The sequence below is a fragment of the Aeromonas sp. ASNIH4 genome (assembly GCF_002934425.1).
In the GTDB taxonomy this organism is placed as follows: domain Bacteria; phylum Pseudomonadota; class Gammaproteobacteria; order Enterobacterales; family Aeromonadaceae; genus Aeromonas; species Aeromonas hydrophila.
In genome coordinates this window covers 3,952,125-3,967,137 of record NZ_CP026217.1, presented here as the reverse complement: position 1 = coordinate 3,967,137, position 15,013 = coordinate 3,952,125, and the positions used below count along the sequence as shown (strand labels likewise).

Here is a 15,013-nt window from a genome sequence, read left to right as displayed (position 1 = left end):
GCCCCCACAGGGTCAGTGTTTGACGAGGTAGAGCTGGCGGCTGTAGGCCACGTCTTCCGGATTGTTGATGGGATAGCCCTTGAGCCAGGGCTTGATCAGCCGGGCGTTGGTGTACTGATAGATGGGGGCGATGGGCGCCTCGTCCTGCAGTATGGTTTCGGCCTCATCGAACAGACGGGCCCGTTCACGGGGATCCTGGCTGTTGGCAGCCTTGGTCAGCAGGGTATCGTAGCCGGCGTTGGCGAAGCGGGCCATGTTGCCGCTGTGGTGGGAGCCCCACAGGCCGAGGAAGGCGGACGGGTCGTTGTAGTCGGCCACCCAGGAGGAGCGGATCACCTCGAACTGGCCGCTCTGGCGGCTGTCGAGATAGGTTTTCCACTCTTGATTGGTGAGCTCGACCCGGGCCCCCAGCTTCTGTTTCCACAGGTTGGCGATGGCCAGCGCCATCTTCTTGTGCACCTCGGCCGTGTTGTAGAGCAGGGTCAGCTTGAGCGGATTGGCCGGGCCGTAGCCCGCTTCTTTGAGCAGGGCTCTGGCCTTGTCGTCCAGCTCCTGCTGACTGCTGCTGGAGAGCAGGTTGGCCTTGGGCTCGAAGCCGGCAACCACGTCCGGGGTGAAGTGATAGGCCGGTTTCTCACCGGTGCCCAGGATCTTGCTGGCGATGAGGCCCCGGTCGATGGTGTAGGAGAGCGCCTTGCGCACCCGCACGTCGTTGAGGGGGGCGCGCTGGGTATTGAAGGCGTAGTAGTAGGTGCCGAGCTGATCCGGGGTATAGACCTCGCTCGGGATCTGCTGCATCAGCTTGTGATACTGCTCCTTGGGGAAGGACTCGGTGATGTGCAGGTCGCCGGCCAGGTAGCGGTTGGTGGCCGCGCTCTCCTGGTTGATGGGGACGAAGGTGACCTTGGTCAGCACGGTATGGGTGCGATCCCAGTAGTAGGGGTTGGGGGTCAGCTCCAGCTTCTCGTTCACCACCCGCTGACTCAGCACGAAGGCGCCGTTGCCGACCAGCTTGCCGGGCTGGGTCCACTGGTTGCCGTATTGCTCCATGCTGGCGCGATGCAGCGGCGACAGGCTGGGGTGGGTCAGCAGGCTCAGGAAGTAGGGCACCGGCTGGGAGAGGGTCACCTGCAGGGTATGCTCATCGAGGGCCTTCACTCCGAGCTCTGCGGGGGGCAGCTTGCCGGCCACGATCTCATCCACCTTGTCGAAGCGGGCCAGTTGGGCGAACCAGGCAAAGGTGGCGGCCTCTTTGGGATCGACCAGTTTGCGCCAGCCGTAGACGAAGTCGGCGGCCTGCACGGGATCGCCGTTGGACCAGCGGGCATCCGGTCGCAGATGGAAGGTGAAGCGCTGGTTGCCCTGATTGTCCCAGCTGGCGGCGACCCCGGGCTGCACCTTGCCGTCCGGTCCCTGGGTCAGCAGTCCCTCGTAGAGATCCCGCAGTACCTGCAACTCGGGCAGACCGACCAGCTTGAGCGGGCTCAGGCTCGCCGGCTCGTCTTTCAGATGACGCACGACGGCCTGTTCGGCGGCGAGCTGGGTGCCGGGTGGAACATCGGCAGCCTGGACACAGGCACAGCCCAGCAGGGCCAGCAGGGGACTCCATCCTTTCATGGTTGATCCTTCAAATAGTGTGAAGCGGGGTGAAAACTCGGCGAGAAGTGATCGCCGACAGACGGGAAATCATGATATCCCGTTTGCTGGTCAGACCGCCAGTATGAGTCCCTTGGATGAGGGGACTCCCCGGCATCTTATTTGACCCGCCATTCGGGCAGAGGAGTGAGCAATGAGAACATGGATCCTGTTGGCCCTGGCCATCAGTCAGGGGGCCTGGGCGCTGGCGCCGTGTGAGCGCGAGAGCCAGGTTGGCAGCTGGTGTGAGGTGAACATAGATCAGCTGCATCCGACCCAGGGCGGCGTGGGCCAGATCCAGGTCGACAACACCCAGGCCGAGCTGGCGGGCAAGAGTGCAAAGCAGCTCGACAAGCTGATGAAAAAGAAAGAGATCCCCATCGTCATTGCGCCCGATGGCGGTTACTGGCTGGTGGACAGGCACCATCTGACCAAGGCGCTGTGGCAGTCTGGCGTGAAGCAGGTGCGGGTCAAGGTGATCGCCAGGTTGCAGGACAAGGAGAACTTCTGGAGCCAGATGCAGTGCAACCACTGGGCCTGGCTCAAGGATGAAAAGGGCGGCGCACTGACGCCGCAGCAACTGCCGGCCCACATCGGCGAACTGCCGGATTACTCCTACCGGACGGTGGCCGGGCTGCTGCAGGATGCGGGCTATTTCGACAAGCGGGAGCAGGTCTACTTCGTCGAATTTGCCTGGGCCAGCTGGCTCGGCCAGCAGATGGACTGGTTGCCGGTCGACAGCGCCAACCTGGTGGATCGCCTCTATCAGGCCAAGCGGCTGGCGTGCAGCAGCAAGGCGGCGGATCTGCCCGGTTATCCGGGCAAGCAGTGCCGGGTCAATCAGTCGCGCAGCGGCAACTGAGCGGATAGCCGCTGCCAAAACAACTGCGGGGGGCCAATGCCCCCCGCTTCGTCATGATGGCTGCCGGGCCTGCTGCCAGTGCACGGCGGCTTGTTCCAGCAGGGCCACTTCGCCTTGCTGGATCAGCGGCAGCAAGGCCTGCACTTGGGCATCCGGCCACTCCCACCAGGCCAGCACCTGCAAGCGGGCGATCTCCTCCTCAGCAAAGCGCATCTTGATCACCTTGGCCGGCGTACCGGCCACCATGGCATAGGGCGGCACATCCTGATTGACCAGGGCGCGCGCCGCTATGATGGCGCCGTCGCCGACGGTGACCCCCGGCATGATCATGGCGTCCATGCCGATCCAGACGTCGTTGCCGATGCGGGTGTCGCCGGCAGGGCGATAGCTGCGCTGGAGGGCATCGAGATCGGCAAACGGATAGGTGCTGATGAAGTCGGCATTGTGGGTGTGGTTGCCGCCCATCAGGATCTTCACCCCGGCGGCTATTTGCACATAGTCGCCGATATGAAGCTGATCGATGTGCCAGAGCGGCTCCCAGCCGGTCTCTGGGCTGCGGCTGAAGCTGTCGCCGTGCAGATAGCGCACGGCGGCCTCTTCAAACGGGCCGTCCCAGGCGCCGGAGTAGTAGCTGTGGCGCCCCTTCAGGAGGATGTTGGGGTTGCTCACCGTCAGGTGCAGGTACTCGACCTGCGACCAGTGTTGGCAGGGTTTCATGGTTGTCTCCTCGTTCAAATGGATAGGGTGGATGACGCGAGGAGCGCAGCTAATAGATCCAGACCAGCAGGCGGGGCACGCACAGGGTCGAGCAGCCCAGATCCTGGGGCAAACGGGGTCGCAGCATGGAGTGTGCGGTTCCTGAAGAGTGGATCGGCATGGTAAGTCATATGGGGACGGGGGCCAAGCCAAGCATCGTTATCTGGTCAAAAACCTGCACGAAATATCGGGTTGATATTCATTCTCAACTGAGCATGATAAAAGTCCCACCCATCAACTTGGGAGATCGGCATGACCCATCAAATCTGGCAGCGTTACATGCTGGAGGCTGAAAACGCACTGGGCGCGGGCGCGCTCGGCACCGCCATCTGCCTCTATCAGCAGGCCCTCGCCGAGGTATACGAACTGAGTGACGGTGAGCTGGACGAGTTGGCCAGCATGCGGGTGGCGACCTGCCACCGGCTGGCCGACTTCTGGCGCGCCATGGAGGAGCCGGCCTATGAGTTGCGCTACCTCAAGCTGGCCTCCGAGCTGGTGACGGCGTTGGTGCCCCAGTGCCCGAACCAGGAGTGCGAATCCCTCATCAGCGAACTGGGTTGCTGTCGGGCGGCGCTGCTCTCTTTCCTCAAGCGCCACCCCAATCCCGACATCGCCCGCTTGATCCAGCTGCAGGATCAGGTGCAGGGCTGCGAGCTGATCGGCCGTTTTCGCCTCAACTGAGGATCATTTACGGCCTTTGAGGCGCTGGGCGATCCGCGTTTGTGCCTCTTCCCCCTGCAGGGCGAGGGAGAAGGCGCGTGCCTCCAGATCGATGACGAAGTGCACCGCCTGCCTGAGCTCCTGCTTGAGCAGCGCCTTGCTCTTTTGCAGCGCCTTCGGTGCCTTGGCCGCCAGCTTCAAACCCTGCTCCCGGGCAAAGGGGAGCAGCGCTTCGGCCGCCAGCACCCGGTTGGCGAGCCCCAGCCGCAATGCCTCGTCGGCATCGATGGCTTCGGCCAGCAGCAACAGCTCCGCCGCCTTCAAGTGACCCACGCTGCGCGGCAGCAGCAGGCTGGAGGCAAACTCCGGCACCAGCCCCAGCTCGACGAAGGGCAGTTGCAGACGGGCATTGTCGGCCAGATAGACCAGATCGCAGTGCAGCAGCAGGGTGGTACCGATGCCGACCGCCGCACCGCCGACCGCGGCGATCACCGGTTTCGGGAAGTCGGCCAGGGTGTGGAGGAACTGCAAGATGGGATCGTCCGCCTCCAGGGTCTCTTTCCCCACGAAGTCGGCCAGATCATTGCCGGCAGTAAAGCAGTCGCTCTGCCCCTGGATGAGCAGGGCGCGGATGGCGTCATCTTCCGTCGCTTGTCGCAAGGCGTCGGTGAGCGCACGATACATGGTGGTATTGAGGGCATTGCGCTTGTCGGGACGATTGAGGGTCAGGGTGAGCAAGCCATCCTGCTGCTCGACAATGATAATGGGGTCCATGTCTAAATCCTTGTTATTGCTGGCTGTCAAAAGCTTACCGCTGCGGTAATCTTTGCGGCGTTTAACAACATCATAAAAGGATTTCAACCATGTTTAAACGTGCGTTCTATTCCCTGCTGGCCCTGGGGTTGGCCGCTCCCGCCCTGGCCAAGGTCGAGGCTGTCGACGGCTATGTGCGCCTGCTGCCACCGGGCTCGCCCAACACCGCCGCCTTTCTGGTGCTGAAGAATGATGCCGACCAGCCGGTCAAGCTGGTGGCTGCCACCTCGCCCGAGGTGGGCCGCGCCGAACTGCACACCCATCTGCACGAGAACGGTGTGATGAAGATGCGCCAGGTCGAGAGCATTGAGGTGCCGGCCAAGGGGGAAGTGGCGCTCAAACCCGGCAGCTTTCACATCATGCTGTTCGAGGTGCGCGAGCTCTCTCAGGGCACCCCTTTCCCGCTGACATTGACCATGGATGATGGCCAGAAGCTGGAGTTGAGCCTGCCGGTGAAGCCGATTGAACCCATGGCAGGCATGCAGCACTGACATTAATGGACGCTTGTTCAGTTTTTTACACTGTGTATTCCCGTCGCACTGGGTAAAATGATGGCCTTTCCAGTCCATAGATAGAGAGTGACGTGATGAAGAAGACCTTGATTGCCGGTTGCGTACTGGCCCTGTTCAGCCAGGCAGCCATGGCTGCCGATGACTGGCGTTTCGCTGCCGGTACCGATGTATGGAATGCTCAGGGCAGCGGCCAGATCAACGGTGTCGGGGCCAACGGCAGCTACGACGAGAACTACAACTGGAGCGGCTACCTGCAACTGGAGCACGGCATCATCCTGCTGCCCAACGCCAAGTTCGAGATCTCCGATTTCGGTACCAGCGGCGGCGCCCTCAACAACGATCTGATGGCTTATGACCTGAGCCTCTACTATCGCCTGTTCAACAACGACCTGTTCCAGATCGATCTGGGTCTGACCGGTCGTCGTTACGATGGTGATTTCAACACCCAGCACTACTCCTATGACAAGGACGTGCTGATGGCCTACACCGGCGCCGAAGTGCGCATCCCGGGTACCGGCTTTGCCGCCTTTGGCGATGCCCGCGTGCAGGATGCCGACAACTACGACTACCGTCTGGGTGGCTCCTATAAGTTCGCGACCGTACCGCTCAAGGTGCGTGCCGGCTGGCGTGATGCGAGCATGGACTTCGATCGCGTTGACCAGCGGGTCGACGGCTGGTTCATCGGCGGCGAATTCACCTTCTAATTCCGGCAACGGCTGATGACGATGGCCCCATCATCCCGATGGCGGCATCCGACGAGGAAAGAGCATGGGTCATATCATAGTGACGGGGGCGGGGTCCGGTCTGGGCCGGGCGCTCACCATAGGTCTGGTTGAACGCGGTCATCAGGTCTCCATGATGGGGCGTCGTTATCAGAGGCTGCAGGAGCAGGAGGAGTTGCTCGGCAAGGCGGTGATCGGCATCGCCGCCGATCTGGCGCACCACGAGGAAGTGGACGTGGCGTTTGCCGCCGCGGTGGAGTGGGGCGGCCTGCCCGAGCTGGTGCTGCACTGTGCCGGCGTGGGCGAGTTCGGCCCGGTCGGCGTCTATACCGCCGAGCAGATCCGCCGGGTGGTGGAGAGCAACCTCATCTCCACCATTCTGGTGGCCCAGCAGACGGTACGCCTCATCGGCGACAAGGGCGGCGTGCTGGCCAACGTGCTCTCCTCCGCCGCCCAGGTGGGCAAGGCCAACGAGAGCCTCTACTGCGCCTCCAAATGGGGCATGCGCGGTTTTCTGGAGTCGTTGCGGGCTGAGCTGAAAGGCTCGCCGCTGCGGCTGGTGAACCTCTATCCGAGCGGGATCCGCAGTGAATTCTGGGACAACTCAGATCATGTGGACAGCAGCGGCTTCATGACCCCGGAAGACGCCGCCGCCTACATGCTGGATGCGCTGGAAGCCAGAAGCAGCTGCCATGTGACCGATCTCTTCATCGGTCGCAACTAGCTGCGGCCAGCCTCGCCTCTGCCCTGCGGCAGAAAACAAAAAGCGCGCCTAATGGCGCGCTTTTTTATGGTGGCTAGGGGGCGTAATTAACGGCCCAGCTTGGCCTTGAGCAGGGCAACGATCTCGCTGATCGCCACTTCCTGCTTCTCGCCGGTGCGGCGGCACTTGTACTCCACCACGCCGTTGTCCAGACCGCGATCGCCAATGACGATGGCATGCGGCACACCCAGCAGCTCCATGTCGGCGAACATCACGCCCGGGCGCTCTTTACGGTCATCGAACAACACATCCACACCGGCGGCTTTCAGCTCGGTGTAGAACTGCTGAGCTTGCTCGGCTACGCGCTCGGATTTGTGCATGTTCATCGGCACGATGGCCACTTCGAACGGGGCGATGGCTTCCGGCCAGATGATGCCGTATTGGTCGTTGTTCTGCTCGATGGCGGCAGCCACCAGACGGGAAACCCCGATACCGTAGCAACCCATCTCCATGGTGACGGACTTGCCGCCTTCATTCAGCACGCTCGCCTTCATGGCTTCGGAGTACTTGGTACCCAGCTGGAAGATGTGGCCCACTTCGATGCCGCGCTTGAGCAGCAGCTTGCCCTGGCCGCATGGGCTCGGGTCGCCTTCTACCACGTTGCGCAGGTCGGCCACTTCATAGGAGGCGATGTCGCGATCCCAGTTGGCGCCGGTCAGGTGGAAGCCGGTCTCGTTGGCGCCACAGACGAAGTCCGCCAGATGGGCGGCGCTGCGATCGGCGATGATGCGACCGGCAAAGCCGACCGGGCCGATGGAGCCTGCGTCGCAACCGGCGGCAGCCTTGATCTGCTCGTCGTTGGCGAAGGTCAGCGGGTTGGCAACGCCGGCCAGCTTCTCTGCCTTGATTTCGTTCAGCTCGTGATCGCCACGCAGAACCAGCGCGATGACGGCCTGGTTGCCGTGCTCGTCCTCTTCACCCAGCACCAGCAGGGTCTTGGCGATGGTGTTCGGTGCTACGTTCAGGAAGGCGGCCACATCAATGATGGTGTGGACGGCCGGGGTGGCAACCTTGGTCAGGGCCGCGGTGGCGGCAGGGCGCTCGCCAGCCGGTGCCAGCGCTTCGGCCATCTCGATGTTGGCGGCGTAATCTGATGTATCGGAGAAGGCGATCAAGTCTTCACCGCTTTCGGCCAGCACCTGGAATTCGTGGGAGCCGGTACCACCGATGGAGCCGGTATCGGCCTGCACCGGACGGAAGTTCAGCCCCATGCGGGTGAAGGCGGCGCAGTAGGCAGCGTGCATCCGCTCGTAGGTTTCGATCAGCGAAGCCTTGTCGATGTGGAAGGAGTAGGCGTCCTTCATCAGGAATTCGCGACCACGCATCACGCCGAAGCGGGGACGCACTTCATCGCGGAACTTGGTCTGGATCTGGTAGAGGTTGAGCGGCAGCTGCTTGTAGCTGTTCACTTCGTAACGCACCAGCGAGGTGATCACCTCTTCGTGGGTCGGACCCAGCACGAAGGGACGGTTGTGACGGTCGGTCAGACGGCACAGCTCGGGACCGTAGTCATCCCAGCGGCCGGACTCCTGCCACAGCTCGGCGGGCTGCACCACCGGCATGGAGACTTCGATGGCACCAGCATTGTTCATCTCTTCGCGAACAATGTTCTCGATTTTTTTCAGAACCCGCAGACCAGACGGCAGCCAGGCATACATGCCGGAGGCCAGTTTGCGGATCATGCCGGCGCGCAGCATCAGCTGGTGGCTGACGATCTCGGCATCGGACGGGGTTTCCTTGAGAGTGGAAAGCAGATATTGGCTGGTACGCATCGCGGTAGACCTTAGCTAAGACGGGCGGCTGGGCCCTGGATAATTTCAAGAGCGGAATTTTAACAGGCCGGACCCTGCGGCCCAAGGGCTAAATTCGTGCGACGGGAGAAAGCGGGGGCATAGCCCCCGCGTTGGTCAGACCCGAAATTGCGACAGCAGGCGCTGTTGCAGCAGGCTGGCCTGATGCAGGGAGGAGGCGAGCTGCAGGCACTCCTGCGCCTCCTGCTCGCCGGTCTGGGCCTGCAGGCTGATGCCGGAGACCTTGTCCGAGGTGTGGCTCAGGGTATGGGAGAGCTGGCCGGTGGCATCCGCTACCTGTTGCACCATGTCCGCCAGATGGTCGATGGCCTCTTCCACCTTGAACAGGATCTGCCTGGTGTTGTCGGAGTCCTCCATGCCGGATTCCACCGTCTTCAGATTGCGCTGCATCATCAGATAGGCTTTCTCGGTCTGTTGCTGGATGCTGTTGATCACCTCGGTTATTTCGGCACTGGAAGAGGCGGTGCGATTGGCCAGGGTGCGCACCTCGTCGGCCACCACGGCAAAGCCGCGACCCATTTCGCCGGCCCTGGCCGCCTCGATGGCGGCGTTGAGCGCCAGCAGGTTGGTCTGTTCCGAAATGCTGCTGATGGTGGAGATGATCTGGCCAATCTGGCTGGCCTGCTCCTTGAGGGCGTTGATGGCGTTGGCGCACTCGCCCACTTCCACCACTACCCGCTGCATGCCGTTGCTGGCGGAGGTCACGTATTGGCTGCTCTCGGCGGTGAGCTGGCGTACCTCGTTGGCGTTTTGCGCCGCCAGGCTGCAGTTGTCCGAGATGGAGGTGGCGACCTGAACCATCTGCTCGCTGTCGTGGTGCAGTGCCTGGGCGTGTTCGGCGGTCTGGCGGCTGCTCTGGCTGATGGCTTCGACCCGGTTGACCGAGGTGTGGACGTGCTCGCTGATGTGCTGGTTGTTGTCCATGGTGGAGCTGATCATCTTCTGCAGTTTCTCGATGAAGCGATCCACGCTGCCGGCCAGCGAGCCAATCTCGTCGTCGCGCTTGAGATTGATGCGGGCATTGAGGTCGCCTTCTCCCGCCGCGATATCCTGCATGCGTTGATTGACCTGCAGCAGGGGTTTGACGATGGTACGCACCAGCCAGAAGCCGCACAGGGTCACGAGCAGCAGGCTCAACAGCAGGCCCCCCAGCAGCAGGTTCTTGGTGTGGCTGATGATGCTGTTGAGCTGGTTCACCTGATCCTCGACCGTGGCGTCCCCCTTGGCTTCGACCTCGACCAGTTGCTGCTTGAGCTGGTCGGCACTGCGTTCATAGTTGACCAGTTGACCCTGATACTCGCTCAGTGCCGCCATCCACTGCACCATCAGCCGCTGCACCTCGGTTTGCAAGGTGCGGTACTGGGTTGCCAGCGACTGGCCGGCAAATTCCCCTTCGCCGGGCACATCAAACATGCCGCTGCCCAGCATGGCGTCGACTGCTTCCTGGTAGAAGCGGGTTGCCTCCTTCATCTCGGCCTGGATGGCGGGAGTCGGCCCTTCGCTCTGCATCTTCTCCAGCGCATAGAGCTGGCGCAGGAAGCCGATGTTGGCCTCCATGCCGCCATCGGCAGCATGCCAGCGGGTAGCCAGACCACCATTCCAGCTGATGGCCTGATCCGGCGACTGGGTCAGGCTCTCGACCGCGCCGTCCCCCACCACCTCAAGCTGGGTGGAGAGGCGGGACATGCGCTCCGAGCTGGCGCGCAGCGCCTGATCGACGCTGGTAAAGGCCCGGTAGAGTGCCAGCAACTGCTCCTGTTGCTGCTGATAGGCCAGATGCTGCTGCTCCATCGCGCTGATGGCGGTGGCGTCGATCAACCGGCCTTCCCCCACTCGGCGCATGGCATCGGCGGTGGCCGCTCTGGCGCGTTGCAGCTCCGGCTCGTCGAGTGGCATGCCTCTGAGCATCTTCTGGATGTAGAGCGACTGGTTGCCGAGCTCGATGGACCCCTCCATGGCGCCGTCGGCAGTCTGCCAGGCGGCGCCCAATACATAGGAGAGCAGATCCGCCAGTCGCTGGCTGCCATACCAGCCGACGATGCCCATCCCCAGGGTGCAGCTGAGCAGAATGGTCAGCCCGAGATTCGATGTGGTGACAATTTTCATGATGCAGGACCTTCCTTGGCTCCGAACAAACCCAATTCAGTGTTTTATCAATGGCTGGAATCCGCCATTCCCGATGAAAAATAAAGTTGTTGCCATGCACGGATCCAAGCATGGCTGGCAACGGGCGAACGTGCCGAGAATCCGCCCCGATCCTCACCGCCCTATGCTGGATACTTATCCAGTTATTCTTTATGCTATGAGCCAATTTACAGATAGCTGGTTTGGTGAGGAGATTGCCGTGATTGGTCGCTTGAGAGGCGTAGTCATTGAGAAACAACCCCCCGAGGTACTGCTGGAGGTCGGGGGCGTGGGCTATGAGGTACAGATGCCCATGAGCTGCTTCTATGATCTGCCCGAGATCGGCAAGGAGGCGACCATCCACACCCACTTCGTGGTGCGGGAAGATGCCCAGCTGCTATATGGCTTCAACCACAAGCAGGAGCGGGCGCTGTTTCGCGAGCTGATCAAGACCAACGGGGTCGGTCCCAAGCTGGCGCTGGCCATCCTCTCCGGCATGACCGCCACCCAGTTCGTGCTGAGCGTCGAGCGCGAAGAGATAAGCTCCCTGGTCAAGTTGCCGGGAGTGGGCAAGAAGACCGCCGAGCGGCTGGTGGTGGAGATGAAGGACCGGCTCAAGGGCTGGGTCAGCCACGATCTCTTCTCGCCGGCCGAGATCACCCTGCCTGCCAGAGAGAGTGCCCTGCGGGCGCCGGATTCGAGCGAAGAGGCGGCCAGCGCGCTGGTGGCGCTCGGCTACAAGCCGCAGCAGGCCAGCCAGATCGTCAGCAAGGTCGCTGTCGACGGCATGTCGGTGGAAGATATCATCCGTGAAGCACTGCGCAGCCTGGTATGAGGTAGACAATGATTGAAGCGGATCGTCTCATCTCCGCCTCCGGCGGGCGGGAAGAGGAAGTCATCGATCGGGCCATCCGGCCCAAGCTGCTGGCCGATTACACCGGTCAGGATCCCGTCTGCGAGCAGATGGAGATCTTCATCGCGGCGGCGCGCCAGCGTGGCGAGGCGCTCGATCACCTGTTGATCTTCGGCCCGCCGGGGCTTGGCAAGACCACGCTGGCCAACATCGTTGCCAACGAGATGGGGGTCAACATCAAGACCACCTCCGGCCCGGTGCTGGAGAAGGCCGGCGATCTGGCGGCACTGCTCACCAACCTCGAACCAAACGACGTGCTGTTCATCGACGAGATCCACCGCCTCAGTCCGGTGGTGGAGGAGGTGCTCTATCCGGCGATGGAGGATTACCAGCTCGACATCATGATCGGGGAGGGGCCAGCCGCCCGTTCCATCAAGCTCGATCTGCCCCCCTTCACCCTGATCGGTGCCACTACCCGGGCTGGCTCTCTCACCAGTCCGCTGCGGGATCGTTTTGGCATAGTGCAACGGCTCGAGTTCTACAACGTCAAGGATCTGACCGACATCGTCGCGCGCAGCGCCCGTTGCCTCGGGCTCGACATGACGGAAGACGGTGCGCTGGAGGTGGCGCGTCGTTCGCGCGGTACGCCGCGAATTGCTAACCGTTTGTTGCGCCGGGTGCGCGATTTTGCCCAGGTGAAATCTGACGGCCGCATTGATGGACCCATAGCGGCCCGAGCCATGGACATGCTGGACGTGGATAATGAAGGCTTCGACTTCATGGACCGCAAGTTATTGTTGGCTGTGATAGACAAGTTTCTGGGCGGGCCGGTGGGGCTCGACAACCTGGCGGCTGCCATCGGGGAGGAGAAGGACACTATCGAGGATGTACTCGAGCCTTATCTGATCCAGCAGGGCTATCTGCAACGTACACCCAGAGGGCGGATCGCGACACCAAGAGCTTATGCGCATTTTGGCCTGCAACGGCCAGATGAAGGGTGAAAATAGCTGATTGAACAAAAAACCGCCGCCAGAGGCGGTTTTTTGTTATCCAGGCAAAAAAAAGCCCACTGCGGATGCGGTGGGCAAAGACAATTCAGGATGGATGTTCACAGACAGTGAGTGCGTCTGGAGACAGACCGGTAAAAAACAGAGGAGCCGTCGCGAGGCCTCAGAGTCGGTTCATTTGATAGAGCTGCACGAACGAAAGCTTGTAGTAACGGATGGTTTTAGCAACAAACTTTTTCATCTTTGATTCCAATAAACAGGTTCGAAATGTTCATCGAATACGTACCGGGAACCCAGATTGACCGGCCTGTATCCAAGGGTATGCCCTCACTGCGAGGCGCATTGTAGGAGCTCTATCGGACTCGGACAAACAAGAAAAATTACCTATCTCAGATTAGATTAACTAATCATTTTGCTGTCTTGTGGAATTAGCATGAACATGCGTTTTTAGTGGTTTTTAATTAGTTTTATTTGGACCCGGCACAGCCACAGGAAACATTATGAAAACGACCTTGCTAGTTGTTTTTTAACAGAACCATTACTAATTGGTGATAAATATAAATTTGATTTAAATCAATGATTTGCGATCTTTGTTTTTTTGTGACGCAGCTCTCTAAAATAAATCTAATCGGCCGTGAAAGTGCCTTTAAAAGGCATGTATTCATGATGGTTTTACATTGATTTCAATCAAATAAAGGTGATATAAAACGCAGGTCATTATGGGCTGGAATAAAGCAAGCTAGATTGTTTTGCAATTGTTAAACATTAGCTTTTTTTGTTCCCTATTATTGCCTTGTTGTTAATGTGGTGGCAGTCGAATCCGGTCGTCAGTGCAAAACTGGAACATGACCGATAATTCGGGGACTTCCAACGGAAGCTTTGTCCTTAAAACTTAAAATAGCCGTGCCAATAATCGGTGAGGAAACATCATGATTGCTGAGCATGTGGTAGACCTATCGCGGTTCCAATTCGCTGCGACGGCCCTTTATCACTTCCTGTTTGTGCCCCTGACGCTCGGAATGGCCTTCATTCTGGCGATCATGGAGTCTGTCTATGTGATGACCAACAACCCTGTCTACCGGGACATGACCAAGTTCTGGGGCAAGTTGTTTGGTATCAACTTTGCCCTTGGGGTCACCACAGGGCTGACCATGGAGTTTCAGTTCGGTACCAACTGGGCTTACTACTCCCACTACGTCGGCGATATCTTCGGGGCCCCGCTGGCCATCGAAGGCTTGATGGCCTTCTTCCTGGAATCCACCTTCGTCGGTATGTTCTTCTTCGGTTGGGATCGCCTCTCCAAGCGCCAGCACCTGGCTGCGACCTGGCTGATGGCACTGGGGACCAACCTCTCCGCCCTCTGGATCCTGGTGGCCAACGGCTGGATGCAGAACCCGGTCGGTGCCGAGTTCAACTTCGAATCCATGCGGATGGAGATGGTGAGCTTCGCCGAGCTGGTGTTCAACCCGGTTGCCCAGGTCAAGTTCGTGCATACCGTCGCGGCCGGCTACACCACGGGCGCCATGTTCGTGCTGGGTATCTCTTCCTACTACCTGCTGAAGAATCGTGATGTGGCCTTTGCCCGTCGCTCCTTCGCCATTGCAGCCGCTTTCGGTATGGCTTCCATCCTCTCCGTGCTGATCCTCGGTGACGAGTCCGGTTACGAGACCGGTGAAGTGCAGAAGGTGAAACTGGCGGCCATCGAGGCCGAGTGGAACACCGAGCCGGCACCTGCCTCCTTTACCCTGTTCGGTATTCCGAATCAGGAAGAGATGCGCACCGACTACGCCATCAAGATCCCCTATGCGCTCGGCATCATCGCCACCCGTTCCCTGGATGGTCAGGTCACCGGCCTCAAGGATCTGAAGAGCGAGCATGAGCTGCGCGTGCGCAACGGCATGACCGCCTACGACCTGCTGACCAAGCTGCAATCCGGCGACAAGTCCGACGATACCCGTGCCCGCTTCGATGAAGTGAAGCAGGATCTGGGCTACGGTCTGCTGCTCAAGCGCTACACCAACAACGTCACCGATGCCACCGACGAACAGATCAAGGCTGCCGTGGATGACTCCATCCCGCAGGTTGCGCCGCTGTTCTTCGCCTTCCGCATCATGGTTGCCTGCGGCATGCTGATGCTGCTGCTGATCGGTCTGGCCTTCTATGACAGTACCCGTCACAAGATCGGCGAGCGCAAGTGGCTGCTCAAGGCGCTGCTGTACGGTATCCCCTTGCCCTGGATCGCCATCGAGTGTGGCTGGTTTGTCGCTGAGTATGGCCGTCAGCCCTGGACCATCGCCGAAGTGCTGCCGACCTCCGTCTCTGCATCCAATGTGCCGGCGTCCGAGATCTGGTTCTCCCTGATCGGGATCTGCCTGTTCTATACCGTACTGCTGATCATCGAGATGTACCTGATGTTCAAGTACGCGCGTCTGGGCCCAAGCAGCCTGAAGACGGGCAAGTACCACTTCGAACAGAGCAAGGCATAAGGAGAGTAA

General features: G+C 60.4%; 13 protein-coding genes. 8 read left to right on the top strand and 5 right to left on the bottom strand.

Translation table 11 applies throughout. From position 1 onward, the window contains the following. Positions 1-12 precede the first annotated feature (12 nt). Positions 13-1,617, bottom strand: coding sequence for a peptide ABC transporter substrate-binding protein (locus C2U40_RS18355; RefSeq protein WP_103827462.1), 1,605 nt, complete (start codon positions 1,615-1,617; stop codon positions 13-15). Between the two features lie 172 nt (positions 1,618-1,789). Between C2U40_RS18355 and C2U40_RS18350 the strand changes: the two genes are divergently transcribed. Next, on the top strand, positions 1,790-2,497 hold the full coding sequence (locus tag C2U40_RS18350; RefSeq protein ID WP_103827463.1) for a ParB-like protein: 708 nt from the start codon (positions 1,790-1,792) through the stop codon (positions 2,495-2,497). A gap of 51 nt (positions 2,498-2,548) precedes the next feature. Here C2U40_RS18350 and C2U40_RS18345 read toward each other — a convergent pair whose 3' ends face one another. Next, the gene (locus tag C2U40_RS18345; RefSeq protein ID WP_103827464.1) at positions 2,549-3,214 is read right to left on the bottom strand and encodes a CatB-related O-acetyltransferase; all 666 of its coding nucleotides are present in this window, start codon (positions 3,212-3,214) and stop codon (positions 2,549-2,551) included. Between the two features lie 291 nt (positions 3,215-3,505). Here C2U40_RS18345 and C2U40_RS18340 point away from each other — a divergent pair, with 291 nt between their 5' ends. After that, on the top strand, positions 3,506-3,934 hold the full coding sequence (locus C2U40_RS18340; protein ID WP_011707379.1) for a DUF2753 domain-containing protein: 429 nt from the start codon (positions 3,506-3,508) through the stop codon (positions 3,932-3,934). Between the two features lie 3 nt (positions 3,935-3,937). On the opposite strand, the gene C2U40_RS18335 is transcribed toward C2U40_RS18340, so the two are convergent. Beyond that, positions 3,938-4,687 carry an enoyl-CoA hydratase-related protein gene (locus tag C2U40_RS18335; RefSeq protein WP_181014761.1) on the bottom strand — a complete coding sequence of 250 codons (750 nt, stop codon included), beginning with the start codon at positions 4,685-4,687 and terminating at the stop codon, positions 3,938-3,940. 89 nt (positions 4,688-4,776) lie between these two features. Here C2U40_RS18335 and C2U40_RS18330 point away from each other — a divergent pair, with 89 nt between their 5' ends. The 3 genes from C2U40_RS18330 to C2U40_RS18320 all read left to right on the top strand — a co-directional run bounded on the left by C2U40_RS18330 (position 4,777) and on the right by C2U40_RS18320 (position 6,684). Beyond that, entirely contained in the window at positions 4,777-5,217 is a 441-nt protein-coding gene (locus tag C2U40_RS18330; RefSeq protein ID WP_103827466.1) for a copper chaperone PCu(A)C, read from the top strand. A 95-nt stretch (positions 5,218-5,312) separates the two neighbouring features. Continuing rightward, positions 5,313-5,942, top strand: coding sequence for a TIGR04219 family outer membrane beta-barrel protein (locus C2U40_RS18325; protein WP_011707376.1), 630 nt, complete (start codon positions 5,313-5,315; stop codon positions 5,940-5,942). Between the two features lie 64 nt (positions 5,943-6,006). Beyond that, on the top strand, positions 6,007-6,684 hold the full coding sequence (locus C2U40_RS18320; protein WP_011707375.1) for an SDR family oxidoreductase: 678 nt from the start codon (positions 6,007-6,009) through the stop codon (positions 6,682-6,684). A gap of 86 nt (positions 6,685-6,770) precedes the next feature. On the opposite strand, the gene C2U40_RS18315 is transcribed toward C2U40_RS18320, so the two are convergent. Continuing rightward, complete coding sequence (locus tag C2U40_RS18315; protein ID WP_103827467.1) at positions 6,771-8,495, bottom strand: proline--tRNA ligase; 1,725 nt, start codon at positions 8,493-8,495, stop codon at positions 6,771-6,773. Between the two features lie 135 nt (positions 8,496-8,630). Then, positions 8,631-10,640 (bottom strand): methyl-accepting chemotaxis protein, encoded by a 2,010-nt coding sequence (locus tag C2U40_RS18310; RefSeq protein ID WP_103827468.1) that lies wholly within the window; start codon positions 10,638-10,640, stop codon positions 8,631-8,633. Between the two features lie 238 nt (positions 10,641-10,878). Between C2U40_RS18310 and ruvA the strand changes: the two genes are divergently transcribed. The 3 genes from ruvA (at position 10,879) to cydA (ending at position 15,004) form a co-directional block, all read left to right on the top strand. Further along, positions 10,879-11,493, top strand: a complete 615-nt coding sequence (gene ruvA, locus C2U40_RS18305) for a Holliday junction branch migration protein RuvA (RefSeq protein WP_016351960.1) — start codon at positions 10,879-10,881, stop codon at positions 11,491-11,493. A gap of 8 nt (positions 11,494-11,501) precedes the next feature. Then, positions 11,502-12,512, top strand: a complete 1,011-nt coding sequence (gene ruvB, locus C2U40_RS18300; protein WP_011707371.1) for a Holliday junction branch migration DNA helicase RuvB — start codon at positions 11,502-11,504, stop codon at positions 12,510-12,512. A 935-nt stretch (positions 12,513-13,447) separates the two neighbouring features. After that, positions 13,448-15,004 (top strand): cytochrome ubiquinol oxidase subunit I, encoded by a 1,557-nt coding sequence (cydA, locus tag C2U40_RS18295; protein WP_011707370.1) that lies wholly within the window; start codon positions 13,448-13,450, stop codon positions 15,002-15,004. The last annotated feature ends 9 nt before the right edge of the window (positions 15,005-15,013 follow it).

What these genes read in the sequence shown, in the direction of transcription:
- C2U40_RS18355 (WP_103827462.1), bottom strand. Translation starts at nt 1,617, where the DNA reads ATGAAAGGATGGAGTCCCCTGCTGGCCCTGCTGGGCTGTGCCTGTGTC.
- C2U40_RS18350 (WP_103827463.1), top strand. Translation starts at nt 1,790, where the DNA reads ATGAGAACATGGATCCTGTTGGCCCTGGCCATCAGTCAGGGGGCCTGG.
- C2U40_RS18345 (WP_103827464.1), bottom strand. Translation starts at nt 3,214, where the DNA reads ATGAAACCCTGCCAACACTGGTCGCAGGTCGAGTACCTGCACCTGACG.
- C2U40_RS18340 (WP_011707379.1), top strand. Translation starts at nt 3,506, where the DNA reads ATGACCCATCAAATCTGGCAGCGTTACATGCTGGAGGCTGAAAACGCA.
- C2U40_RS18335 (WP_181014761.1), bottom strand. Translation starts at nt 4,687, where the DNA reads ATGGACCCCATTATCATTGTCGAGCAGCAGGATGGCTTGCTCACCCTG.
- C2U40_RS18330 (WP_103827466.1), top strand. Translation starts at nt 4,777, where the DNA reads ATGTTTAAACGTGCGTTCTATTCCCTGCTGGCCCTGGGGTTGGCCGCT.
- C2U40_RS18325 (WP_011707376.1), top strand. Translation starts at nt 5,313, where the DNA reads ATGAAGAAGACCTTGATTGCCGGTTGCGTACTGGCCCTGTTCAGCCAG.
- C2U40_RS18320 (WP_011707375.1), top strand. Translation starts at nt 6,007, where the DNA reads ATGGGTCATATCATAGTGACGGGGGCGGGGTCCGGTCTGGGCCGGGCG.
- C2U40_RS18315 (WP_103827467.1), bottom strand. Translation starts at nt 8,495, where the DNA reads ATGCGTACCAGCCAATATCTGCTTTCCACTCTCAAGGAAACCCCGTCC.
- C2U40_RS18310 (WP_103827468.1), bottom strand. Translation starts at nt 10,640, where the DNA reads ATGAAAATTGTCACCACATCGAATCTCGGGCTGACCATTCTGCTCAGC.
- ruvB (WP_011707371.1), top strand. Translation starts at nt 11,502, where the DNA reads ATGATTGAAGCGGATCGTCTCATCTCCGCCTCCGGCGGGCGGGAAGAG.
- cydA (WP_011707370.1), top strand. Translation starts at nt 13,448, where the DNA reads ATGATTGCTGAGCATGTGGTAGACCTATCGCGGTTCCAATTCGCTGCG.